The sequence below is a fragment of the Virgibacillus sp. SK37 genome (genome assembly GCF_000725285.1).
In the GTDB taxonomy this organism is placed as follows: Bacteria; Bacillota; Bacilli; order Bacillales; family Amphibacillaceae; genus Virgibacillus_Q.
The window spans coordinates 409,871-431,426 of the sequence record NZ_CP007161.1 but is presented as its reverse complement, the minus strand read 5'-3'; the positions used below and the strand labels follow the sequence as shown (position 1 = coordinate 431,426).

Here is a 21,556-nt window from a genome sequence, read left to right as displayed (position 1 = left end):
TATGGGAAAAAATCGCATTCAACAATCATTTCTAGAAAAGCAAGAAGCGGGTGAAAAGCTATTTATCCCATATATTATGGCAGGAGATGGCGGATTAGACATTTTAGAGGAACGTATTGACTATTTACACCAATGTGGAGCTGCCGCAATTGAACTTGGCATCCCATTTTCTGACCCTGTTGCTGATGGCCCTACTATTCAGGATGCTGGTTTGAGAGCAATAAAAAATGGTACCTCCCTAAGCTCTGTGCTGAAGAAATTGCAAGAAAGCAAGGAAAGACGTTCCGTGCCAATTGTATTGATGACCTATTTAAACCCTATTTTTGTTTATGGAATAGAAAGGTTCGCTTCCGATTGCAAACAAGCAGGAGTGGATGGCGTGATCATACCTGATTTACCATTAGAAGAGGAAGCAATGATAGATAAACTACTGAACAAAAACGCCATAGCATTTATTCGTCTTGCAGCATTGACCAGTACGAAAGAACGCGTATTAGAATTAGCAAACCGTTCAGAAGGTTTTCTTTATGCGGTATCTGTAACTGGAACTACCGGATCCAGATCTACACATGAACAAGAAGTAAAAGATTATTTACGTATGCTGAAGCAAAAAAGCGCTGTTCCAGTATTGGCTGGATTCGGAGTATCCACTGAAGCACAAGCAAGAGAACTAAGCTCTTACTGTGATGGGGTGATTGTTGGTAGTAAGATTGTTGATCTGTTCCATAAAGGGCAACTAGAGGAGATCAAAGAATTAATTCAAAACAGTGTAAAATGTGAAGTGAACAGTTAACCACTCCTTTTGCATGAAAGGTAGTGACGTTTTGGGCAAATGGTGGTATACTTAATCTGCGATGAGCTGATTTGCATAAGACGAGGAACAAAGAAATACATGTGAATGTGAACACATGGTCCCTCGCCGCAAATTTTCGAAAAGGCACCTGTGCATTTTATGCATAGGTGCCTTATTATTTCCCTCGACGTTTACGTGCTTCTTCATACTCCTCCTGCGTTATTTCACCTTTAGCTAACTTTTCTTTCATTATTTCCAACGAATCAGGCTTCCTTTGTTTATTTCCCTTAAATTGATTCACAATAAAAAGAATGATTAGGAGAAGTACAATTCCCAATAGAAGCCGGATATATGGCTCTATAAAAAGGCTTCCTGTCATTATTATCACCTCTTTTACTATTATTTCCCCCCTTCCCACGATTTTAAGCCTAATAAAGATGAATAGGAAATAACTACTATTTTGAATTAAACTGACCAAAAAACTTTACTTTATAGTTAAGAATGTTAAGATAAATCTAGAAAAAACTACATAGACAAAACACAACTACATGTCGTATTACACTGGGGGTGCTGCATAAGCGGCTGAGAGAAACAGATTTGTTTTAACCCTTCGAACTCGAACTAGATAATCCTAGCGTGGGGAATGAGGTCACCTTTGTAAATTGGATGGGACGCTAATTTATAACCGACTGCATTTTCTCTTAAATGCAGTCTTTTTATTTTTTAATTATCAAGCGGAAAAGGATTAGACTAGACATCGTTTTTAATTCAAATTTTACATTGATAAGGAGGAAACAGAATGAGTGAAGAATGGAACCTTTTGGATTCAGGTTGCAATGATGCTGCTATTAATATGGCCTTGGATGAAGCCCTTCTAAACTGGAATAGTAAAGGTAAAATACCTCCCACCATACGCTTTTATGGTTGGTCAACACCAAGTCTTTCATTAGGTCACTTTCAAAAAGTAGACAGATCCATTAATTTACAAGCTATTAAAAAACACCAATGTCAATTAGTGCGAAGATTAACTGGTGGAAGCGCCGTCTTGCATGATAATGAGCTAACCTACAGTGTTGTAGTTGCGGAGGACCATCCTGCCATACCCAAATCCGTCCGTGATGCTTACTATGTATTATCAAAGGGTGTACTTTCCGGTTATCAAGAATTGGGAATACAAGCGGATTATGCTATTCCAGACAAAACGACCAATAAGGATAGAACAGCGGTATGCTTTGAAAAAACGGCATATTATGAATTAGTCGTGAATGGAAAGAAAATATCCGGCAATGCACAAACCAGAAAACAAGGCGTACTTTTGCAGCATGGTTCCATTCCTTTGGAAATCAACGACCATATGCTTTTTGACTTGTTTTTATTTCCAAACGAGGAGATCCGTGAACGGAAAAGAAAGCAATTTTCTAAAAAGGCTAGCACGATAAATGAATTAACGAAGAAGCAGTATACATATAATGAAGTAAAAACAGCGTTTATTGCTGGTTTTAAAAAAGGATTGGATATTAAGTTAAACCCTGTTGTTCTCTCCTCCCAAGAATGGGATGAAGTCTACGAATTGGCAGAAAAGAAGTATCAAGACATCAATAAAAAAATGGTTAGGAGCTGAAGAAATGGCAAAACAACAGGAATACATACGTAAACCCGAATGGCTAAAAACGAAAATCAACACAAATAAAAGCTACACGGGACTAAAAAAGCTAATGAGAGATAAAAAATTAAATACCGTTTGCGAAGAAGCCAGATGCCCAAACATCCACGAATGCTGGAGTGAAAGAAAGACCGCAACATTTATGATCCTGGGCGATACTTGCACACGTGGTTGCCGATTCTGTGCAGTTAAAACCGGACTTCCTAATGAATTGGACTGGGGAGAGCCTGAAAGAGTGGCAGAATCTGTTGAAATTATGGGGTTAAAACACGTGGTAGTGACAGCAGTTGCCCGAGATGATTTGAACGACGGTGGGGCTGCTGTTTTCGCTGAAACAGTACGAGCCATCCGCAGATTGAATCCTGGTTGTACGGTAGAAATCTTGCCATCTGATATGAAAGGTGACTATGAAAGTCTAACAACATTAATGAACAGTAAACCGGATATTTTCAATCACAATATTGAGACAGTACGCAGATTAACAAAGCGCGTTCGTGCCCGTGCCATGTACGATCGTTCTCTACAGCTCCTGCAGAGAGTGAAGTTAGTCGCACCTACAACACCTACAAAGTCCAGTATTATGGTTGGACTTGGTGAAACAAAGGAAGAAATTATACAAGCAATGGATGACTTATTAGCACACGGTGTGGATATTATGACAATTGGTCAATACCTGCAACCAACGAAGAAGCATTTACTTGTGGAAAGATATTATCATCCAGATGAATTTCAGGAATTAAAGGAAATCGCCATTGAAAAAGGATTCAGACATTGTGAATCTGGGCCAATGGTCCGTTCATCCTATCATGCGGATGAACAAGTAAGCCAAGCCTCTGCACAACGGAGAATTAACTATATGCAGGGATATGAAAAGCAAGAAGATAAAGAAGTGGATTTTAAGTTTTAGCTTTCTAACATTAATTTAGTTGCAAAAATAAACTGGGAGGATATACCCTCCCAGTTAAACATTTATGAGTTGTGGTTCTTACATTTCATCTAATTCTCTATCCTTTATTAATCTGTGTTAATGTCTATGCCGCTGAATCACTACCAGCGAATAGTAGAGCAACCGCTACTGCAACTGCTATTGCTGTAACATCATTTTTAATATACACTTTTGGTTTAAATTTATTGTTGCCTATATTATTATTATCAAATGTTGTATTGTCAACGTCTACTTGATTTTGGTCATTGTCTTGAGCTTGTGCTTGATTTTGATTTTGGCGCTGTCTTTGCAGCTGTTTTTCAAGTTGTACCATAATATCTTCTAACTGCACTTCTAGATCTCTGAAGTCATTCCTACCCATGTTTTTCCCTCCTTTTCCTTTTATATTTACAAGGAATCTCTATTCTTCCATTACGGTAGCACTTTCTTCCTTAAGCATAGTAACTAGTTCACGGATTGAGTCCATATCTAAGGATCCTGCAGCTCCGCCGGTTCCGCCTCCAACTAGTACTGCTACTGCTACCGCTACTGCAACAACACTGATGTCATTTTTAATATACACTTTTGGTTCGAATTTATTGTTACCAATGTTGTTATCATCAAAGCTATTTCTATCAAAGTCTAACTGACTTTGATCATTATCCTGTGCTTGAGCCTGTGCTTGGTTCTGACGCTGTCTTTGAAGCTGCTTCTGTAGCTGAACTAAAATATCCTCCAAGCTTACATCAATATCTCTTCCACCATGGGAAGAGCAACAGCAATGGTGCTTTTTTCCATGTCCTCCACACGTATCATAAAAACTTTTTCTCATTGTATTTCCTCCTTTATATTTTGTAATAAAAGTGTCTACCATTTGCCTATTAGACAATGTGTAGAAAACTTCCTTACGCTACTATATATATGTAAAGGTGCTTAAAGTGAATAGATAAATGACAGCGGACAAGAGCATATTTTCTATTATTACTAGGATAATAGACTAGAAACGTAGAATAAAATTCATAAAAAAAGAAAGCCTATTAAACGGCTTTCTTTCTAAGGAATTTTATGGGGTTGTGGCTTACAATATATATATGCACAAGCTACTATTCAGACTCGTCATATCCCCTAAACATACAGCACATTTATGGTGGAAAGGGATTGTTTACTATCTTTTACAGAAAGCTAATACTTTCTTTCACTTTCAGACGAGTCTTTGCTCTTATGCTTTTTCTTTTCGTCCTTCATATCTTTATTTAATTCCTCCATAGGAATGTCGTCTACAAGTTTTTGTTGGTCATGCTTATCAATTTCGTATTGCTTATCTTCTTTTTTATGCTCATTCGCTTTTTCATTCTTGTTCATTTGATCACCTCTTCTCTTTTTAGTTGTTTTCCCGTCTACGGAATAGTTATAAACATTTTTTGTGTTAAAAACCTTATATATTGCTATGATAATAGTGAGGAGGTAGCATATGCGTGAATTCAATCATTTAAAAAGCCTAGAAGAAACCGAGCAATTTATTACTCAACACCCATATACTTTCATTTATATTTCAAGCCCGACTTGTAGCGTCTGTCATGGTTTAAAACCTCAAGTGCAGGAGCTAATGAACAACTATCCAGAGATAAAAATAGCACATATAGACACACAAGAAGTTCCGGAAATAGCAGGGAGATTTTCCATATTTACTGTTCCAGTACTTTTATTTATAGTAGAAGGAAAAGAATATTTACGTGAAGCAAGAATAGTTCACATGGATTTACTTGAAGAGAAGTTGGACAGGATATATAAAAACATGGTTGAGCCCCATTAAGGGCCAACCATGTTTTTTTCATTCCTTTACATAGAAATCATTAATATGAAGTTCGTAACCCCCAGCATCAGTAGATACCTCTTCAGGAACTAATTTCCCTTCAACTATGGTTTGTTGCTTTTTTAGATCAATGACATAAACATCTGCCGGTGCTTTTCGGCTTTGTACCTGCATAACGATATATAATTTGTCATTTTTTGCTTTCACTTGTTTACGCATAACAAGTGCATGATCCGATTCAGGAATCTGTGTAATTGGTTTTTTGTTTAAAGCAGCTTCCTCCAAATCGTATTCTAGTACTTCATAACCTTTACCATTCGCTTGAAGAAAATAAAGCTTTGATCCGGAAACTGCAAATGTTGAGCTGTCTCCAGTAAAATCAAGTTCCTGCGGTAGAGTCAATGTGGTGACATCCCCTGTTTTCATATTTATAGCTAATAGTTCACTTCCTGCCATTTCTTCATAAAAATCCCCATACTCATCCTTAAGCTCTTTAAACGTATCCTTCATAAAGACCGTGTAGTTATTAAAAGAAGTCGTATTGCCACTCTCTACTCTGTAGAGGCTACTATTTTGTTGTTTCTCTACTGTATTTGAATAAATAACTTTGTCTTCAATTACCTTCTGTTTTTTCAAGTCGATCTGATATAGATGAATTTCATCCTGCGTTTGATCTTGATTACGCAAATAATTTAGCGCAACCAGCTTCACCTTCCCGTCTACCAGATTTACATTTTCTACGTTCACATAGTTATATTTTTCATGATGTGGTATGTCCACCATAAATGTCGTTTTTTTGTTTGTCTTCTTATTCAGCAATTCAATTTCAAATTCCTTTACTTGATTGGTAAAATCACTTCCTTTTATATTTGCATAAACAAGCTGATCTTCATCTTGACTAATAGTGGCAGTATGCCATGTTTTGCCACGCATAAAACCGCGGTAATTGTTCTGGAGTTGCTGAATAGCTGGTTCAGTATAAAAGGAATTGTTCAGCTGACTAAAATATGATAATTCACTCGAATATACCGTATCCTCCGAAGTGATCGCTACGCCTTCCGCACTCATCCCTTGTCTATAGTCACCTACTAATTTCAGGTTTTTTATATCTTTTATATCTCCCTTTTCCACTTTAAATTTAAAATCCGGATAGGAGTTTCCAGCAATTGCGGTTGTTATATAAAATGTCCCAACACTAAGCACAATTACAACTGCAATGGTTAATAGTTTCCAATAACGTCCCAAAGTTATCCCTCCTATACTGTTATCTTTCGTTTAATTAGAAAACGACTTACATAAATGGAAGCTCCAACAATAATTAGACCTAAAACCAATTCAATCAAGAGCAACTCATTTGGATAAAAGTAGTTAACACCTACTCCTACCAACTCTGTTATTAAAATTGGTGAGAAGAATAACAATGTGGAAATGACTCCATAAACGATTCCAAAAAACATGCCTTTAAATCGGAAACTGCGCTCGAATAATATAGCAGTAAACAAGACAACGACAACCATAAATCCAATGCCATAATTAATAAAGAAGTCCAAGATTTGTGTTGGTATAAATACACTCATATACCCTGATTGATCAATTATTTGAATGATTGATAAATCCGTTCTAAAGTCCTTTGAAACGATCATTCGCAGAAATAGATTTTCTAATGGAAATAGAAGGAGCTGGACTGCAACCAATCCCAATACCATTAAAAATATTGTGGTGATTTTTGACCAAAACAGATTCAACCTGGCTGTTGGGAGCATAAGCAGACGATAAATAAAAGTATTTTTGCCAAACCAATCCCTGTACCAAATAAGAAATAGGTAAAATAAAAGAGCTGCAATACATAACGCAATTGGGCCGGTAAACCATAGAGTTCGGGTCAACATCCCCATACTAATCTGTCCATACATCTCTAAAAACTCTACTTTTGGTGTAAGCTCCTCATAAATAGCCTTGTTCGCATTACCTACATATTGGTTTGCTATTACAATTACTCCGGCAATCTGCGAAACAATGGTTATTCCGAGTAAAACAATATATATTTTAATAAAACGATTTACTTCAAAATTAACAAGCTTCAGATAGTTCATTGTCTGTACACCTCTCTCATTACATCCACAACCGATTTACCTTCCTGTGCCCGCAACTCCTCTGTTTGGAAATCTTTAATCACTATACCATCATCTAAGAGAACGACTTTATCAATCAGATGTTCTATGTCATTTATCTCGTGTGTTGTAATTATGACTCCACGGCCTTCAATTAAATGGCTTGTAAACACCTCGGCAATCTGTTCTCTGCTGAAAATATCAATTCCCGAGAAAGGTTCATCCATGAGAAGAAATTCCACATCCAAAGCTAATCCAAGCAATAAATTCATCTTTGCCGTATTTCCTTTAGATAAACTGGATATTCTTTCCTCTGGTTTTAGTCGAAAAAATGAAAGCAGTTCATCTGCACGTTTTTGGTTCCATTTTTTATAAAAATCCTTCATAAATTGCATTGCCTCTGCGATCGTCATTTGTGGCAGCATTGTAATGGCATCAGGAATAAAAGCCACTCTTTCATATGTCTCTTTATGAAGCTTTTCCCCGTTGATCAATATTTCTCCACCCGAAATCGGCGTGAGTGCCATAATCGCATTTAGGATCGTCGTTTTACCAGCTCCATTTATACCAATAAGACAGGTGATTTCTCCTTTATTAGCCGTAAATGACACTCCGTTAAGCACTTTCTTGCGTCCAAACTTCTTTTTTATATTCCTAACTTCTATCATCGCTATCCCTCCCCACTAATCTTCTTCTTTGTACTTTCTTTCAATCATTCCAATCACTTCATCAAGTGGTACATTAATTGGGCGAACCGCTGTTACAAAGGAATTTACTGCTTCAGCAATTAACTCTTCACGAACATCCCTTAACACAGCTTCATCCTTGGTAATTCGGCTTGGGTTATTTCTTTCCGTAAAAATCAATTTCTGCTCCTCCATCTCCTTATAAGCTCGTTGAGCCGTATTTGGGTTAATCTTTAATTGGCCGGCCAATTCCCTTCTTGAAGGGATTTCTTGACCTGGCTCCAGCATTCCAGCAGCTATTTTTTCCTTGAACTGACGAATAACTTGAATATAAACAGGATCACGATTATTAAAATTAGCCTTCATAGCAACAGCTCCTATATTCTGATTCTTAGATGACTTTTGTTCATGTGTATTAACCACTTAGTACACCCATTTCAAAAAAGTGTATTAAGTAAGTAATACATCTCTTTATGTATTATATGGTTAATACACTGAAATAGTCAATACATTTTTAATTTATTTGAAAAACCAAATAAAACACCCCTTATTTATTCTGTGTTAAACTGAACTAAATAAAGGAAAAAGGGGTTAATTTTAAATCGATGAAAATTGTATCTTGGAATGTAAACGGAATTCGAGCATGTGTACGAAAGGGTTTTTTAGATTACTTTCATGAAATAGACGCAGACATTTTTTGTCTTCAGGAAACCAAATTACAAGAGGGACAAATTAAATTAGATTTGCCGGGGTATTACCAATACTGGAACTATGCAGAAAGAAAAGGTTACTCTGGGACTGCTGTATTTACTAAACAGAAGCCACAACAGGTCACCTATGGTCTGAGCGATAAAGAAAAGGAAATTGAAGGTCGGATTATTACGTTGGAATATGACAATTTTTACTTAGTTAATGTATACACACCAAACTCTAAACGTGATCTAGCAAGATTAGAGGAACGACTGGAGTGGGAGGATAAATTGTTTAAGTACCTAAAACAGCTTGATATCAATAAACCCGTGATCTACTGTGGGGACTTAAATGTCGCTCATCAGGAAATTGATTTAAGAAATCATAAAACAAATCACGGGAACTCGGGTTTCACTTTAGAAGAAAGAGGTAAAATGACACGTTTATTAAATGAAGGTGGTTTCATTGATACATTGCGCTACTTTTATCAGGATACAGAGGGACTCTATACATGGTGGTCTTATATGAAAACAATCCGCGAGAGAAATATTGGCTGGCGCATTGATTATCTGATTGTTTCCGAAAGATTGGCAGGGCTACTGGTCGATTCCCAAATACATGCCGAAGTAATGGGCAGTGATCATTGCCCGATTATGCTAAAAATAAACCAACCAATCCAAATCTCTTAAAAAAGAGAGAAAAGCAGGGAATGTAATCATACGTTCATCATCTGTTCATATAACTAGTATATCCTGTAATTATTGATTAATTATACGAAGGAGCGATTCTTTTCATGAATAAATACAGTAAAACATTACTTCGTTTCTCGGCTATTTTTGCTATGATTGGAGCATTCTTAGGATCCCATATGGCCGGAGCGGGAGGTTATGAATTTAAAACAGTGCACGCCCATATTCTTGTAGTCGGTTGGCTCACCTTGTTTGCTTGGGCAGTGTATTATAAAATCTTCACTCCTGCCAGCACTAAAGTAGCCGCAGCACATGTTTGGACAGCCATTATTGGAGCCATCGGTCTAACTGCGGGCATGTGGTTGTATTATTTAAGACCATTTAACTTACCTGATGGGTTAGTTACCGTATTATTTATTGTTGGTGGCTCGATCTTACTGATCAGTTTTTTACTATTTTTAATTTTAACGTTTATGAAGACAGAAGAAGAAGTAAAATAATTTAACATGGATGTAAAAAGCCGAACAATCCTTCGAAGATACTTAAGTAAATTCGAATATGTTCGGCTTATTTATATGCTGCTTTAAAGCAATGTTGGCTTTTGCTGAATCAACTATATTTTTTACTATTGTTTTAATTTTTTATAGTAATCAATGATACCCAATGCACTGACCTGCATGTCTAAATTAAGGAGTATATAAACCTCATGATTGTCATCCACGCCTTCTCCACGAAGATACTCCCTTACCCTTGCAAGCATTCTTCGCGAAAGTTCATCATATCCTTTTTCTTCATCAACTACTTGCTCTGCCTCTTCCATAAAAATTTCAAGCCATTCAGCTACCTGCCGCAATGCTTTATCAGGGCTTTCAGTCATACCAAAATGCCCGAAGTAAATTCGGCTGAGATTTCTTTTTTGCATTCGTTCTATAGAACTTTTCATATCATGAGGACTAAATTGGTTTGGTGAAGTAGAAGGAAGAAAAAGTCCGACTCCCTCATTAATTAACTGTTGATAACGTATTCCAACCGTATCACCTGTAAACATCCCATTACTTATTGGATCGTAAATACTAAAATGATGTTTTGCATGCCCGGGTGTATCAAGAAATTCCAAGGTACAGGTGGGGCCGATTTGTAACGTATCACCCTCCCCTTTTACGAGCAGTCTCTCTTCGGAAATGGGTACAATAGGGTCAAATAACTCTGAAAAGCTTTCTCCATATATTGCTCTTGCTCCTGCGGCTAGTTTTCTCGGATTTATCAAATGTCTTTTTCCTTTTGGATGAACAACCACCTTCGCATGAGGACATTCCTTTATCAGCAAACCTGTCCCTCCTGCATGGTCAAGATGTATATGTGTCACAATAATATATTTTACTTGATCTAAGGCAAAGCCCAGCTGTTCCAACCCTTTTTTCACATATTTTACAGATGGGCTTGGCCCTGTTTCAATCAATGTTAATTCTTCCTCTTTAATTACATATGTGCCTGTTCGGTCTGGTACATCAAGATCAAATCCATCTATGAGATGTATCCGTTGACTAAGTCTTATCGGATCTTTCTTATGCATGATAATTCCCCACCCCTTTAGGAAAATTTATTACTTTCATATTAGCATATTTCACAAAATTGCACGCAGGTAATTCATGGCCTTCACCGAACAAACGAATAATTTCAACGCAACAGCTAAAAATAAACTTGTTCCCATTACAGCTTTACTATAAAAGGAGGAAACAATATGCAACAGCAGCAAAATACCCAAAACTTCATGGATTCAACACAAATGCCTCCACAACAAAGCCATGGCGGTCATGAAATGTTTGATGCCCATGAGGCCATTTCCGGACTAGTTGGTGGAATGGAGCAATGTTTATTATATGAGCAGCACATTCAGGATCCAGAATTAAAGACGATGATGCAACAGCACAAAACCTTTTTAACTCAATTGTACAATACCATTGTTGAAACATTAAAAACTGGCCAAGAGCCTGCAGTTAAAACGCAGACATATGAAATGGCCCAGAGTAATAATGTGGTTTATGGAATGCAGCCATCCCAACCGAAAACGCCAGCCCAATCCGTAACTGAAATTAATGACCAATGTATTTCTGGCTTTATGATGGGATCTTTGAAACAAAATGCATCTGCTTTTACAATGACTGCTTTAGAAGTAACCAATCCGGTATTAAGAAGGGTTTTTGCAGATAGTGTTCCGAATATGATTGAAATGGCTTACGAAGTATTTTTATACCAAAATAAAAATCAGTATTATCAAACCCCACAATTACAACCACAGGATATGCAAAATTATATGAATAGTTTCGCTCCTGTGCAAGGAACAATGCCACATTAATTAATAAAAGCTTTTAATATAAAGAAAGGTGATCTGCATTGTTATAGCAGGTCACCTTTTATTCCTTTAATCCAATAAACGATTGTTTTCGTCTACTTCCATTATTCTGGCACCTACTTTAGCATCCGAGGCAGCGTAAATACCATCTCCGTTACAAACACTGCACTTATATTGCCAACCCTCATCATCTGCTAACATACCTGTACCGTCACAGGCCCTGCATTTATTCCTTTGCATGTGATAACCTCCTATTATTTTACTGCTCTATCCTTTGCCCAATTGATAATTCCACCTTTTAGCATAATTTCTATCTGCCTTGCTGAAAGAGCATGCTCAGCTTTTATTTTCTGATTCTTCCCTTTAATAGTTAAAGTAATTTCTTTGCCGGCTTTTACTTTATCCCTCAGCCCTGAAGCTTGTAATACATCCCCTTCAGCCAATAACTGATAGTCCTCTTTGTTCACAAATGTCAGTGGGAGAATACCAAAGTTAATTAAGTTTTGCCAGTGGATACGCGCAAAGTCTTTAACTAAGGCCACTCTTAACCCAAGGTATCTAGGTGCTAGAGCTGCATGCTCCCTGCTGGAACCTTGACCATAATTATATCCTGCTACTATCGCATGGCCCCCTTGGTCGACAGTATCCTTTCCACGCTGATAATATGTTTCATCAATAATTTCAAAGGTAAATTTGCTGATCTCAGGCAAGTTACTTCGATAAGGTAAGACGCGGGCGCCACCTGCTAGTATTTCATCCGTAGAAATGTTGTCTCCCATCTTTAGTAAAACCGGGATTTCCATTTCATCAGGCATTTCATCCATTTGTGGGATGGAAGCAATATTAGGTCCTTTTTGTAAAACTACATCCTTTGCTTCTTCATATGGTAAGGGTTTATCAAGTAATTTTTCATCAATCGTTGGTTGTTTTGGCTCTTTAGCCTTAGGATAATCCCAACCGAGACTCCTTGGATCTGTTATTACCCCTTTTAAAGCAGACGCTGCTGCTGTTTCCGGACTGCATAGGTACACACTATCTTCCCTCGTACCAGATCGGCCCGGGAAATTTCTAGGTGTTGTTCTCAGGCTATTTCTACCTGTAGCCGGAGCTTGCCCCATACCGATACAACCGTTGCAACCCGCTTGGTGCAGACGTCCGCCTGCCTGAAGCAGACTGGCTATATGGGTCTCGTTAACTAAATCTGTCAACATCTGTTTTGAAGTTGGATTGATATCGAACGAAACATCATCCGCTACCTGTCTCCCTTTAACTATTTCTGCAGCAATTGCAAAGTCACGAAAGCCCGGGTTTGCGGAAGAACCAATGTATGACTGATATATAGGAGTGCCAGCTACTTCTGATACAGGCACAACGTTTCCCGGGCTTGACGGCTTAGCAATAAGTGGCTCAATTTCCGACAAATTGACCTCTTCCTCAATGTCATAAGTTGCCCCCTTATCTGCAACTAATTCGACCCAATCCTTCTCCCTATTTTGATCCTTTAAGAATCGCTTAATTTCTTTATCGGATGGAAAAACCGTACCGGTAGCCCCAAGCTCCGCTCCCATATTTGCAATAACATGGCGATCCATTGCACTTAGCGTCTTGACACCAGGGCCATAATACTCAATAACTCTACCCACGCCACCTTTTACATCATGGCGACGTAGTAATTCCAATATCATATCCTTAGCGCTCACCCAATCTGGTAGCTCTCCGGTTAATTTAATACCCCACACCTTGGGCATTTTCACAAAAAAAGGCTCCCCAGCAATTGCTAATGCCACATCAATTCCTCCAGCGCCCATTGCAAGCATTCCCATACAACCATTTGCACACGTATGACTATCTGAGCCAAGTAATGTCTTTCCAGGCTTTGCAAGTCGTTGCATATGGACCGGGTGACTTACACCATTGCCAGGGCGACTATAATAAAGACCAAATCTTCTTGCAGCACTATGTAAAAAAAGATGATCATCCGGATTTTTGTTATCTACTTGGATCAAATTATGATCTACATATTGAGCAGAAGCTTCTGTCTTTGCCCTATCCAATTGCATTGCTTCTAATCCCAGCATTACCAGTGTCCCAGTGGCATCCTGTGTTAATGTTTGATCTATCTTGAGTCCAATCTCCGTGCCTGGGATCATCTCCCCTGATACAAGATGATCTTTTATTAACTTTTGAGTAATGTTAAGTGCCATTCTTTATCCTCCTTTTAAAACACATTGTTAATAGTATATGAGGAATATATATTTTTATTTGCTTTCACTTTTGAAACTTTCCGAAATCTATAGCGTATGAATACTATCTGAACAGACAAAGGGGATAAAAAAATGAATAACCATGAAATTGACTATCAATTACACGGTGATGATATGCAGTTTGTAGAGGTGGAGCTTGATCATGAGGAGACTGTTATTGCTGAAGCTGGCAGTTTAATGATGATGGATGATCAGATCAGAATGGAAACCATTTTCGGTGATGGCTCATCGTCTAATCAAGGCGGACTAATGGGTAAACTGATTGGTGCAGGAAAACGCGTACTTACAGGCGAAAGTTTGTTTATGACTGCATTCACGAATGAAGGAGTCGGGAAAAGACATGTATCCTTCGCATCTCCTTATCCCGGAAAAATTATTCCAATGGACTTGAGTGAAATAAGTGGAAAGTTAATTTGCCAAAAGGATGCCTTTTTAGCAGCAGCCAAAGGGGTTTCTGTAGGTATAGAATTCCAACGAAAACTGGGCACGGGTTTTTTCGGTGGAGAAGGATTTATTATGCAGAAGCTGGAAGGAGACGGAATGGCTTTCGTACATGCCGGTGGAACAATACACAGAAAAAAACTCGGGGTTGGCGAATCCATTCGAGTAGATACAGGGTGCCTTGTCGCTATGACAGGGGATATCGATTACAACATCGAATATGTTGGCGGGATAAAAACAGCTCTGTTTGGCGGCGAAGGCTTGTTCTTCGCTACTCTAAGAGGCCCTGGAACAGTATGGGTTCAATCATTACCGTTCAGCAGGCTTGCAAGCAGAATTTTTGCTGCAGCTCCAGAGCGTGGAGGCTCAAAGGGAGAAGGTAGTATTGCTGGCGGATTATTTGATATTCTTGGGGGCGACCGTAAATAATTTCTTAAAAATTACCATGCAGAGTTTTTATCCTTTCACACATACTAAAAAGGAACCATTAATAATAGAAAGGGTGGTCCTTATGGGAAGAGATGAGCACAGAAAGTCAAAGAACAGTTTTCTTGCACAAACACCCAAAAATCAATTATCTGATGGAATTGATGTAGAGTTTTCGGAAGAATTTGCAGATCAAAATGATAAAGAAGCACAAGCAAGAAGCCGAGCTGCAAGTAAACGCGCTAAAAAGAAATAAACTGTTTAAAGCAATTCACTTATGGTGAATTGCTTTTTTGCCTTCAAGCTATACTATTTGTATACTTAGCATAGAAGAACATTTTACTTGGTGGAAGTGAGGTTTTAATATGGCTCCAAAAGATGTGGATGATTATTTGACAGAAGGTATGTACGGTGCCAGAAGACCAAAAGAAGCAGAAAGGAAGCAATATCTTGGCACACTCCGAGAGAGAATTGTGCTCGCTCTTACAAAGGGACAGGTGATGTCTGATAAGGGACTAAAGAAACTGGAAGAAGCCATGATGGAGAATAAAGATGCGGAACTATTAATAAATGGGCATGTGTCACATCGCTTTTTAAAGGAAGAAAAAGCGCTTGCTGACAAATACAATATTTCATATACTACCGTCACGAACGAGGAGGAAGATACAGATATTGGAGCTGTTCTTGCCTATGATTATGCAGTAGAAAAGGAAAACATTTTTATTGAAGAAGAAGTGGCAGAAAAAAGAAAAGATAACGACACAGCTAAGCCGTCTTTCATGAAAAAAATACGCCGACTATTTAAAGTAGATTAGGCGATTTTCTTGTCTATGTAAAAATATAAAGTATCAGAAAAAAAGTATGGAGCTTGTTCGCAACATTGCGTATAAGCTCCATACCTTTTCAAACGTTTTCTGTACAGATCTTCTTCATTTCTGTTAGTTATTACTTTGGATAATTATTTTCTGCGAGGACCTGCTTCCTCCCTAACCGCTTTAAAGAAAGAGGCCCCCATGAGCAGCATGACGATGGAGAATGGCAAGGCTGCAATAATGAGCATGTTTTGTAGTCCTTGTGTTCCTCCAAAATAAACAATAATAGCTGCTACAGCAGACTGTGCAAGTCCCCACATAATTTTAACTGAATTGGCTGGATTAAGCAGACCATCTGTACTTAGCATACCTAATACAAAGGTCGCTGAATCAGCTGAGGTAACGAAGAAAATCGCTACTACAACAATGGTAATTAATGACATAATAAAACCTAATGGATATTCAGCCAGCACACCAAACGTAGATGTCTCCAACGTTAATTCGGAGATTTTTGCTATTCCATTTTGTTCAAGATTCAGTGCAGATACACCGAAGACCGAGAAGAAAATAAAGCAAATGATACTTGGCACCAGCAGTACCCCAATTAGAAATTCCTTAACGGTTCTTCCTCTAGATATTCTTGCAATGAATACCCCAACAAACGGTGCCCAGGATATCCACCATGCCCAATAAAATATTGTCCAGCTATTAATCCAGCCTCTATTTTCATTATTCAGTGGAGCCAGACGTAAACTCATATCAAAAAAGTCTGACACATAGCTTCCAAGCGTTGTTGTAAACATATTTAAGATATAAAGCGTAGGTCCAGCGATAAATAGCATAATCAATAAAATAATCGCAATTACCATATTGGTGTTACTTAAATACCTGATACCTCTTCCAATACCAGACCATGCGGAAATAATAAACAAAATGGTAGCAATTACAATAATTAATAATTGTACGGGGAATGTTTCAGGAGTACCAAACAAGAAAGCAAAACCACCAGAGATCTGGGCAGAACCGAATCCAAGTGTAGCTGCTACTCCAATAACAGTTGCCACTACAGCAAGTGTATCAATAACCTTCCCTGCAGTACCCTGCATACTCTTTTTCCCAAATAAAGGGACTAACGTGGCGCTAATTAAACCAGGAGAATCACGATGGAATTTAAAATAGGCAAGCACTAATGCAACCAAACCATATACTGCCCATGCATGCAAACCCCAATGAAAAAAGGAGTACTTTAATCCTTCCTTTATTGCGGCATCCGAACCCGGTTCTGCTCCCGGCGTGCTCGTAAATGCATGGGAAATCGGCTCTGCCGTTGTCCAAAAGACCAACCCAATACCCATTCCTGCACTAAATAACATAGCAAACCAAGACGGTAAACTAAATTCAGGCTTCTCCCCTTCTTTTCCAAGTCGAATATTTCCATATCGAGAAAAAATTAAGTAAACACAAAAAACAAGCATGAGCATTACAATAAGTAAATAATACCATCCAAAATTCACTGAAATACTTGTTGTGATTTCACTCGTAAACGTCTCCAATTGATTTGGTGCTACTGAGCCATATACAACAATGGCAGCACATATCAAAATGGAATACCAAAAGACCCTGCTTACATTCTTCATCCCTTCACCTCTATAACTTTTTTAAGTACATATACCTACACTAGCAATTTATATACCCAAAATACAAGTAGTTGAAACCAAAAATTACTTCTACATACATCTTTTTTCTGTTTCTTCACAAAATAAGTATTATCCTTGGAGGTGTTTTTTATGAATGAACCTTATCGTTGTCCTAACTGCAAAACAAATAGTTCAAGATTTAACATTATTGAACAAACGGCAAAGCCTGTGAAGTTGGATCCACAAACTGGAGAAGTGCTGATGGAATATACCAATGAAAATGTGGAGGTTTTCCATATGAGCTATAATGGTCCCTCCTATCGAGTTCAATGTGGCTCCTGCGGGCTTATTGAGGACGAAAATACATTTTTGAAGTTCGCGCAATATCAAAAGCGATCAAACGGATAATCATATTTAGAACTTTTCTCCTTGAGAAGAGTTCTATTTTATGTCCAGCCGCTATTTAACTGTTCATCTCTTTACACGCGGAAAACGGTTTCATATAATAGTAATAGCACATACGGGAGGGATATAATGAAACACGTGGAGGAAGGAACATTGCTTTGGGAGCCAACAGAGGATCGAATAAAAAATTCCAATATACACGCATATATGCATTGGCTAAAAAATAATAAAGAAAAAAAATTTAATGATTTTTCCTCTCTTTGGCAATGGTCTGTTACAGAAGTAGAAGAATTTTGGAAATCACAATGGGAATATTTTCAAATACAAGCTCAGACTCCCTACAAAAAGATTCTATCAACACATCAAATGCCTGGGGCAAAATGGTTTCCTGAAGCAAATATAAATTATACAGAGCATATCTTTAGAAACAGAAAAGACGATCAAGCTGCTATTATACACCGTTCGGAAATTAGAGAAACAGCGGAGATTACTTGGGCACAGCTTTATCAGCAAACTGCGGCCATCCAAACGAAATTAAAAGAATTAGGAGTGAAAAAAGGTGACCGAGTAGTTGCCTATGTAGCCAATATCTATGAATCTGTTATTGCATTTCTTGCTACAGCGAGTCTCGGAGCAATCTGGTCCAGTGCCTCCCCTGACTTTGGAACACAGAGTGTTATTGATCGTTTTAAACAAATTGAACCCAAAGTAATGTTCACAGTAGATGGATATAGTTACGGTGGAAAACCTTTTGACCGGAGCAAGGTTGTAGAACAAATTCAAGCCGAACTACCTACTCTAGAAGCAACAATTGGAATTCCATACTTAAACGGAAACGAGAATTTTTCGCAACTAAAAAATGTTACTTTATGGGAGAACGCTCTCCATGACCAAGCAAACCAGAAATTAGACTATGTACATGTGCCCTTCAATGATCCTTTATGGATATTATTTTCTTCCGGCACAACCGGCAAACCAAAACCAATCGTCCAGAGTCAAGGTGGGATTTTACTTGAACACTTTAAAGCATTAACTTTCCATGCTGATTTAGGAGAGAATGATCGCTTCTTTTGGTACACCACCACAGGATGGATGATGTGGAACTTCCTTGTTGGAGGATTGTTAACAGGGAGTACTATCTTATTATATGATGGAAATCCTGCTTTTCCTGACAAGAACATGCTTTGGGAGTTTGCTGAAGAAACCAAAATGACTGTATTCGGTACAAGTGCCAGCTATATTACTGCATGTATGAAGGATGAAATACAACCAGGTGCTGATTATGATCTAAGTCATCTGAAGTGTATCAGCTCCACCGGCTCTCCGCTTCCACCTGAAGGCTTTCAATGGTGCTATGAAAATATTAAAAGTGATTTATGGATTGCATCAGCAAGTGGCGGGACAGATGTTTGTACTGCATTTATACTTGGCGCCCCTATTTTGCCGGTATATGCTGGTGAACTGCAATGCCGTGGACTTGGTGCTAAAATTGAAAGCTATGATGACAATGGCAATTCATTAATTAATGAGGTAGGAGAACTAGTGTTGACCGAACCGTTCCCATCAATGCCAATATACTTTTGGGGAGACACAAATGGCGAACGTCTAAAAGATAGTTATTTCGATGTTTATTCCGGTATCTGGTGCCATGGAGATTATTTAAAAATTACAGATAGAGAGACTTGTGTTATTTACGGACGTTCAGATGCTACCATTAACCGGGGCGGTATCCGTATCGGTACAAGCGAAATTTACCGTGCTGTGGATCAGGTTGAAGAAATTTCCGATAGTTTAATTGTAGATATTCCTAAAGAAAATGGGGACTCGTTTACACCTTTGTTTGTTGTGATGAAAGAAGGACATACTTTGACAGAAGAAGTTATTAAGAAATTAAAAAACCAAATTCGTACACAATGCTCCCCTCGACATGTACCAACAGGATTTTTTGAAGTGGAGGATTTACCTAAAACTTTAAATGGTAAAAAGTTGGAAATACCGGTGAAGAAAATATTAATGGGGAAAAGGATTGATCAAGTAGTGAATAAAGGATCGCTTAGTAATGAGTCTTCTTTAGACTATTTTATCGAATTTGCGGAAAACAAGTTAGCGATGAATAAGAACTCATAGACAACCGCGCTCTTTTCAGGGAAGTTAGTCATCGCTTTTATAAAGAGTTCATTAAAAAATATTGGTCCACTGCAAGTGTTGGGATACAAACGTGTTTTGTTCAATCATATTTGGAGGAAACTATGACCTAACTAAGAATATAGAGACTGCGTAAATCACCGCTACGGGGAAATATTCCGCTTTCCGCGGGCGGCCTGCGAGCCTCCTCGAACTTCACTAGCGTTCCGTTCTGCGGGGTCTCGCTAATCTCGCTTTTCCCGCAGGAGTCTCCATATATCCCCTTCGCTAAGGTGTATATCTCAAAGCTATTAAAGATAAAAGCTACTTATTCAATTCTTAAATACTTCCAATTAATTAATAGCACATACCAATTGATTGTAGCGGAAGGGGGCGACTCCTGCCGGAATAGCATGAGGCGAAGACCCTGGACGGAGCGTAGCGGAGGAAGCGGCTGAGGCCATGCCGGTGGAAAGCGTCCCCCTGCAGCGGAAATCAATGGGCCTAACCTCTTCAACTATTTCACTGCACTTTTCAGCAACGAAATTATTTTTGACACTTAAACACCAAGTTACTTCGTAGTTTATCTATTTTTCGACTCACTGAATAACCACAACATTCATTTTAGAATCTTAATAAAACACGAGCCCTTCTATAGGCTCGTGTCTTATTTATTTCTCGTAAATATGCACATCTCCTGATTTAGCTTTCAATTGGTAATTGTTTAATGCTTGTCCTATTTTTCCTACTAAACAATGGGAGTCTTGTTTCTCTATATCCATTACAATATTATTTTTAATTTCTCCGCTACCTGTTTCAACTCTAATCGCCCCATCCAAAATAGAACTTAGGAAACCGACCCTTATATCCCCACTGCTTGCGCCAATATCTAACGGGGCCTGTGCTACCATAGTAACTTCAACATCACCCGAGCTAGTCGTTCCTTGCAATTGACCAGCAATCTCTTGAATCAAAAAATTTCCAGAAGATGAAGTGAAAAGCAACTTTTCCAAACCAATATTTCTTCCTGTCATATCTCCGGATGAAGTGTGTAATATAGCCTGATCCACTAATACATTATGAAGTTGAATATCTCCAGATGATGTTTTAATTCTTAATTTTTCTCCTTGAATTTTTTCTAACATAACATCTCCTGAGCTAGTAGATAAGTAAATATCGCCATAAGGAGTAACAGAACCCGTTGCATTGAGGTGATTCTCCAATACAGAGAAAGCAATATCTCCCGAAGAAGTCTTTAGATGCGTTTCTTTTGCAGCTAATTGCTGACATACAATCTCTCCTGAACTCGTCCTACATTTCAGTACATCTGTCAGAAGTTGAGTAAGATGCACATCTCCTGAGCTTGTAAGAAGCTCCCAATTATCTGCTATACCTGGAGAGACGAAGACAAGAAGCCTGCAATTTCGGTTCCTTCGAAGCAGGAAGGACGGCTTAGTAGAAATTGCTTTTATTTCAAGCTGATCATCCCATAGATTTGTTGCTAACTCCGGACCACCCTCATACGTTTCCAACACGATCTCTACTCCGGGTGTGTCTTGTATTTTGAACTCTATCCCCGCTTCTTCAGTTTCAATCATTATTTTATTCAATTTATTTATATTTATCGTACGCTGTTCTGTCCTAACACTATATTCCGTAATATTTTTTGCGTTTTTTATAAAATCGGCCACTTTTATCACTCCATCTCATTTCCTCGTTAGTTC

Annotated in this window: 25 protein-coding genes and 1 riboswitch; of the genes, 12 read left to right on the top strand and 13 right to left on the bottom strand. The window is 38.2% G+C overall.

Annotation, left to right across the window (positions count from 1 at the left end):
* Position 1 precedes the first annotated feature (1 nt).
* Positions 2 to 793, top strand: a complete 792-nt coding sequence (trpA, locus tag X953_RS02245; protein ID WP_040954181.1) for a tryptophan synthase subunit alpha — start codon at positions 2 to 4, stop codon at positions 791 to 793.
* A gap of 175 nt (positions 794 to 968) precedes the next feature.
* Here the strand turns inward: trpA and X953_RS02240 are convergent, their stop codons facing one another.
* Positions 969 to 1,172: an SHOCT domain-containing protein gene (locus X953_RS02240; RefSeq protein ID WP_040954180.1), complete on the bottom strand. Its 204-nt coding sequence runs from the start codon at positions 1,170 to 1,172 to the stop codon at positions 969 to 971.
* Positions 1,173 to 1,346: 174 nt separating this feature from the next.
* Positions 1,347 to 1,454, top strand: a riboswitch (TPP riboswitch).
* Positions 1,455 to 1,592: 138 nt separating this feature from the next.
* Here X953_RS02240 and X953_RS02235 point away from each other — a divergent pair.
* A complete protein-coding gene (locus tag X953_RS02235; RefSeq protein WP_040954179.1) occupies positions 1,593 to 2,414 on the top strand; it encodes a lipoate--protein ligase family protein in 822 nt (273 codons plus the stop codon).
* A 4-nt stretch (positions 2,415 to 2,418) separates the two neighbouring features.
* Complete coding sequence (gene lipA, locus X953_RS02230; protein WP_040954178.1) at positions 2,419 to 3,363, top strand: lipoyl synthase; 945 nt, start codon at positions 2,419 to 2,421, stop codon at positions 3,361 to 3,363.
* A 124-nt stretch (positions 3,364 to 3,487) separates the two neighbouring features.
* On the opposite strand, the gene X953_RS02225 is transcribed toward lipA, so the two are convergent.
* The 3 genes from X953_RS02225 to X953_RS02215 form a co-directional block, all read right to left on the bottom strand.
* Positions 3,488 to 3,763, bottom strand: coding sequence for a hypothetical protein (locus X953_RS02225; protein ID WP_040954177.1), 276 nt, complete (start codon positions 3,761 to 3,763; stop codon positions 3,488 to 3,490).
* Between the two features lie 39 nt (positions 3,764 to 3,802).
* Positions 3,803 to 4,213 (bottom strand): hypothetical protein, encoded by a 411-nt coding sequence (locus X953_RS02220; RefSeq protein WP_040954176.1) that lies wholly within the window; start codon positions 4,211 to 4,213, stop codon positions 3,803 to 3,805.
* Positions 4,214 to 4,563: 350 nt separating this feature from the next.
* Positions 4,564 to 4,743, bottom strand: a complete 180-nt coding sequence (locus tag X953_RS02215; protein WP_040954175.1) for a hypothetical protein — start codon at positions 4,741 to 4,743, stop codon at positions 4,564 to 4,566.
* Positions 4,744 to 4,852: 109 nt separating this feature from the next.
* On the opposite strand from X953_RS02215, the gene X953_RS02210 reads away from it, so the two are divergent.
* Positions 4,853 to 5,194: a thioredoxin family protein gene (locus X953_RS02210; protein ID WP_040954174.1), complete on the top strand. Its 342-nt coding sequence runs from the start codon at positions 4,853 to 4,855 to the stop codon at positions 5,192 to 5,194.
* Positions 5,195 to 5,212: 18 nt separating this feature from the next.
* On the opposite strand, the gene X953_RS02205 is transcribed toward X953_RS02210, so the two are convergent.
* From X953_RS02205 to X953_RS02190, 4 genes are read right to left on the bottom strand one after another with little or no spacing between them, the layout of a single operon-like run.
* On the bottom strand, positions 5,213 to 6,439 hold the full coding sequence (locus tag X953_RS02205) for a hypothetical protein (RefSeq protein ID WP_040954173.1): 1,227 nt from the start codon (positions 6,437 to 6,439) through the stop codon (positions 5,213 to 5,215).
* A gap of 11 nt (positions 6,440 to 6,450) precedes the next feature.
* Positions 6,451 to 7,287, bottom strand: coding sequence for a hypothetical protein (locus X953_RS02200; protein WP_040954172.1), 837 nt, complete (start codon positions 7,285 to 7,287; stop codon positions 6,451 to 6,453).
* A complete protein-coding gene (locus X953_RS02195) occupies positions 7,284 to 7,973 on the bottom strand; it encodes an ABC transporter ATP-binding protein (RefSeq protein ID WP_040954171.1) in 690 nt (229 codons plus the stop codon). Before X953_RS02195 ends, X953_RS02200 begins: the two co-directional genes overlap by 4 nt.
* A gap of 15 nt (positions 7,974 to 7,988) precedes the next feature.
* The gene (locus X953_RS02190; RefSeq protein ID WP_040954170.1) at positions 7,989 to 8,357 is read right to left on the bottom strand and encodes a GntR family transcriptional regulator; all 369 of its coding nucleotides are present in this window, start codon (positions 8,355 to 8,357) and stop codon (positions 7,989 to 7,991) included.
* Between the two features lie 239 nt (positions 8,358 to 8,596).
* On the opposite strand from X953_RS02190, the gene X953_RS02185 reads away from it, so the two are divergent.
* Entirely contained in the window at positions 8,597 to 9,370 is a 774-nt protein-coding gene (locus X953_RS02185) for an exodeoxyribonuclease III (protein ID WP_040954169.1), read from the top strand.
* A gap of 104 nt (positions 9,371 to 9,474) precedes the next feature.
* On the top strand, positions 9,475 to 9,870 hold the full coding sequence (locus X953_RS02180; protein ID WP_040954168.1) for a hypothetical protein: 396 nt from the start codon (positions 9,475 to 9,477) through the stop codon (positions 9,868 to 9,870).
* Positions 9,871 to 9,995: 125 nt separating this feature from the next.
* On the opposite strand, the gene X953_RS02175 is transcribed toward X953_RS02180, so the two are convergent.
* Positions 9,996 to 10,943, bottom strand: coding sequence for an MBL fold metallo-hydrolase (locus X953_RS02175; RefSeq protein ID WP_040954167.1), 948 nt, complete (start codon positions 10,941 to 10,943; stop codon positions 9,996 to 9,998).
* A gap of 168 nt (positions 10,944 to 11,111) precedes the next feature.
* Here X953_RS02175 and X953_RS02170 point away from each other — a divergent pair, with 168 nt between their 5' ends.
* Entirely contained in the window at positions 11,112 to 11,726 is a 615-nt protein-coding gene (locus X953_RS02170) for a spore coat protein (protein WP_040954166.1), read from the top strand.
* 66 nt (positions 11,727 to 11,792) lie between these two features.
* Here X953_RS02170 and X953_RS19990 read toward each other — a convergent pair whose 3' ends face one another.
* Positions 11,793 to 11,963, bottom strand: a complete 171-nt coding sequence (locus tag X953_RS19990) for a hypothetical protein (RefSeq protein ID WP_198023306.1) — start codon at positions 11,961 to 11,963, stop codon at positions 11,793 to 11,795.
* Positions 11,964 to 11,977: 14 nt separating this feature from the next.
* Positions 11,978 to 13,927, bottom strand: a complete 1,950-nt coding sequence (locus tag X953_RS02165) for an aconitate hydratase (RefSeq protein WP_040954165.1) — start codon at positions 13,925 to 13,927, stop codon at positions 11,978 to 11,980.
* Between the two features lie 132 nt (positions 13,928 to 14,059).
* On the opposite strand from X953_RS02165, the gene X953_RS02160 reads away from it, so the two are divergent.
* The 3 genes from X953_RS02160 (at position 14,060) to X953_RS02155 (ending at position 15,669) form a co-directional block, all read left to right on the top strand.
* A complete protein-coding gene (locus tag X953_RS02160; protein ID WP_040954164.1) occupies positions 14,060 to 14,857 on the top strand; it encodes a TIGR00266 family protein in 798 nt (265 codons plus the stop codon).
* An 82-nt stretch (positions 14,858 to 14,939) separates the two neighbouring features.
* A complete protein-coding gene (locus tag X953_RS19335) occupies positions 14,940 to 15,110 on the top strand; it encodes a YfhD family protein (RefSeq protein ID WP_084715589.1) in 171 nt (56 codons plus the stop codon).
* Between the two features lie 109 nt (positions 15,111 to 15,219).
* The gene (locus X953_RS02155; protein ID WP_040954163.1) at positions 15,220 to 15,669 is read left to right on the top strand and encodes a YueI family protein; all 450 of its coding nucleotides are present in this window, start codon (positions 15,220 to 15,222) and stop codon (positions 15,667 to 15,669) included.
* A gap of 143 nt (positions 15,670 to 15,812) precedes the next feature.
* Here X953_RS02155 and X953_RS02150 read toward each other — a convergent pair whose 3' ends face one another.
* Positions 15,813 to 17,303, bottom strand: coding sequence for a BCCT family transporter (locus X953_RS02150; RefSeq protein WP_040954162.1), 1,491 nt, complete (start codon positions 17,301 to 17,303; stop codon positions 15,813 to 15,815).
* Positions 17,304 to 17,453: 150 nt separating this feature from the next.
* Between X953_RS02150 and X953_RS02145 the strand changes: the two genes are divergently transcribed.
* Positions 17,454 to 17,711, top strand: coding sequence for a hypothetical protein (locus tag X953_RS02145; protein ID WP_040954161.1), 258 nt, complete (start codon positions 17,454 to 17,456; stop codon positions 17,709 to 17,711).
* A gap of 126 nt (positions 17,712 to 17,837) precedes the next feature.
* A complete protein-coding gene (locus X953_RS02140) occupies positions 17,838 to 19,835 on the top strand; it encodes an acetoacetate--CoA ligase (RefSeq protein ID WP_040954160.1) in 1,998 nt (665 codons plus the stop codon).
* 668 nt (positions 19,836 to 20,503) lie between these two features.
* Here X953_RS02140 and X953_RS02135 read toward each other — a convergent pair.
* Positions 20,504 to 21,523 carry a DUF4097 family beta strand repeat-containing protein gene (locus X953_RS02135; RefSeq protein ID WP_040954159.1) on the bottom strand — a complete coding sequence of 340 codons (1,020 nt, stop codon included), beginning with the start codon at positions 21,521 to 21,523 and terminating at the stop codon, positions 20,504 to 20,506.
* Positions 21,524 to 21,556 lie beyond the last annotated feature (33 nt).

What these genes read in the sequence shown, in the direction of transcription:
- X953_RS02175 (WP_040954167.1), bottom strand. Translation starts at nt 10,943, where the DNA reads ATGCATAAGAAAGATCCGATAAGACTTAGTCAACGGATACATCTCATA.
- X953_RS02180 (WP_040954168.1), top strand. Translation starts at nt 9,475, where the DNA reads ATGAATAAATACAGTAAAACATTACTTCGTTTCTCGGCTATTTTTGCT.
- X953_RS02150 (WP_040954162.1), bottom strand. Translation starts at nt 17,303, where the DNA reads ATGAAGAATGTAAGCAGGGTCTTTTGGTATTCCATTTTGATATGTGCT.
- X953_RS02235 (WP_040954179.1), top strand. Translation starts at nt 1,593, where the DNA reads ATGAGTGAAGAATGGAACCTTTTGGATTCAGGTTGCAATGATGCTGCT.
- X953_RS02200 (WP_040954172.1), bottom strand. Translation starts at nt 7,287, where the DNA reads ATGAACTATCTGAAGCTTGTTAATTTTGAAGTAAATCGTTTTATTAAA.
- X953_RS02145 (WP_040954161.1), top strand. Translation starts at nt 17,454, where the DNA reads ATGAATGAACCTTATCGTTGTCCTAACTGCAAAACAAATAGTTCAAGA.
- X953_RS02185 (WP_040954169.1), top strand. Translation starts at nt 8,597, where the DNA reads ATGAAAATTGTATCTTGGAATGTAAACGGAATTCGAGCATGTGTACGA.
- X953_RS02155 (WP_040954163.1), top strand. Translation starts at nt 15,220, where the DNA reads ATGGCTCCAAAAGATGTGGATGATTATTTGACAGAAGGTATGTACGGT.
- X953_RS02215 (WP_040954175.1), bottom strand. Translation starts at nt 4,743, where the DNA reads ATGAACAAGAATGAAAAAGCGAATGAGCATAAAAAAGAAGATAAGCAA.
- lipA (WP_040954178.1), top strand. Translation starts at nt 2,419, where the DNA reads ATGGCAAAACAACAGGAATACATACGTAAACCCGAATGGCTAAAAACG.
- X953_RS02160 (WP_040954164.1), top strand. Translation starts at nt 14,060, where the DNA reads ATGAATAACCATGAAATTGACTATCAATTACACGGTGATGATATGCAG.
- X953_RS19335 (WP_084715589.1), top strand. Translation starts at nt 14,940, where the DNA reads ATGGGAAGAGATGAGCACAGAAAGTCAAAGAACAGTTTTCTTGCACAA.
- X953_RS02140 (WP_040954160.1), top strand. Translation starts at nt 17,838, where the DNA reads ATGAAACACGTGGAGGAAGGAACATTGCTTTGGGAGCCAACAGAGGAT.
- X953_RS02240 (WP_040954180.1), bottom strand. Translation starts at nt 1,172, where the DNA reads ATGACAGGAAGCCTTTTTATAGAGCCATATATCCGGCTTCTATTGGGA.
- X953_RS02220 (WP_040954176.1), bottom strand. Translation starts at nt 4,213, where the DNA reads ATGAGAAAAAGTTTTTATGATACGTGTGGAGGACATGGAAAAAAGCAC.
- X953_RS19990 (WP_198023306.1), bottom strand. Translation starts at nt 11,963, where the DNA reads ATGCAAAGGAATAAATGCAGGGCCTGTGACGGTACAGGTATGTTAGCA.
- X953_RS02170 (WP_040954166.1), top strand. Translation starts at nt 11,112, where the DNA reads ATGCAACAGCAGCAAAATACCCAAAACTTCATGGATTCAACACAAATG.
- X953_RS02225 (WP_040954177.1), bottom strand. Translation starts at nt 3,763, where the DNA reads ATGGGTAGGAATGACTTCAGAGATCTAGAAGTGCAGTTAGAAGATATT.
- X953_RS02165 (WP_040954165.1), bottom strand. Translation starts at nt 13,927, where the DNA reads ATGGCACTTAACATTACTCAAAAGTTAATAAAAGATCATCTTGTATCA.
- X953_RS02190 (WP_040954170.1), bottom strand. Translation starts at nt 8,357, where the DNA reads ATGAAGGCTAATTTTAATAATCGTGATCCTGTTTATATTCAAGTTATT.
- trpA (WP_040954181.1), top strand. Translation starts at nt 2, where the DNA reads ATGGGAAAAAATCGCATTCAACAATCATTTCTAGAAAAGCAAGAAGCG.
- X953_RS02210 (WP_040954174.1), top strand. Translation starts at nt 4,853, where the DNA reads ATGCGTGAATTCAATCATTTAAAAAGCCTAGAAGAAACCGAGCAATTT.
- X953_RS02195 (WP_040954171.1), bottom strand. Translation starts at nt 7,973, where the DNA reads ATGATAGAAGTTAGGAATATAAAAAAGAAGTTTGGACGCAAGAAAGTG.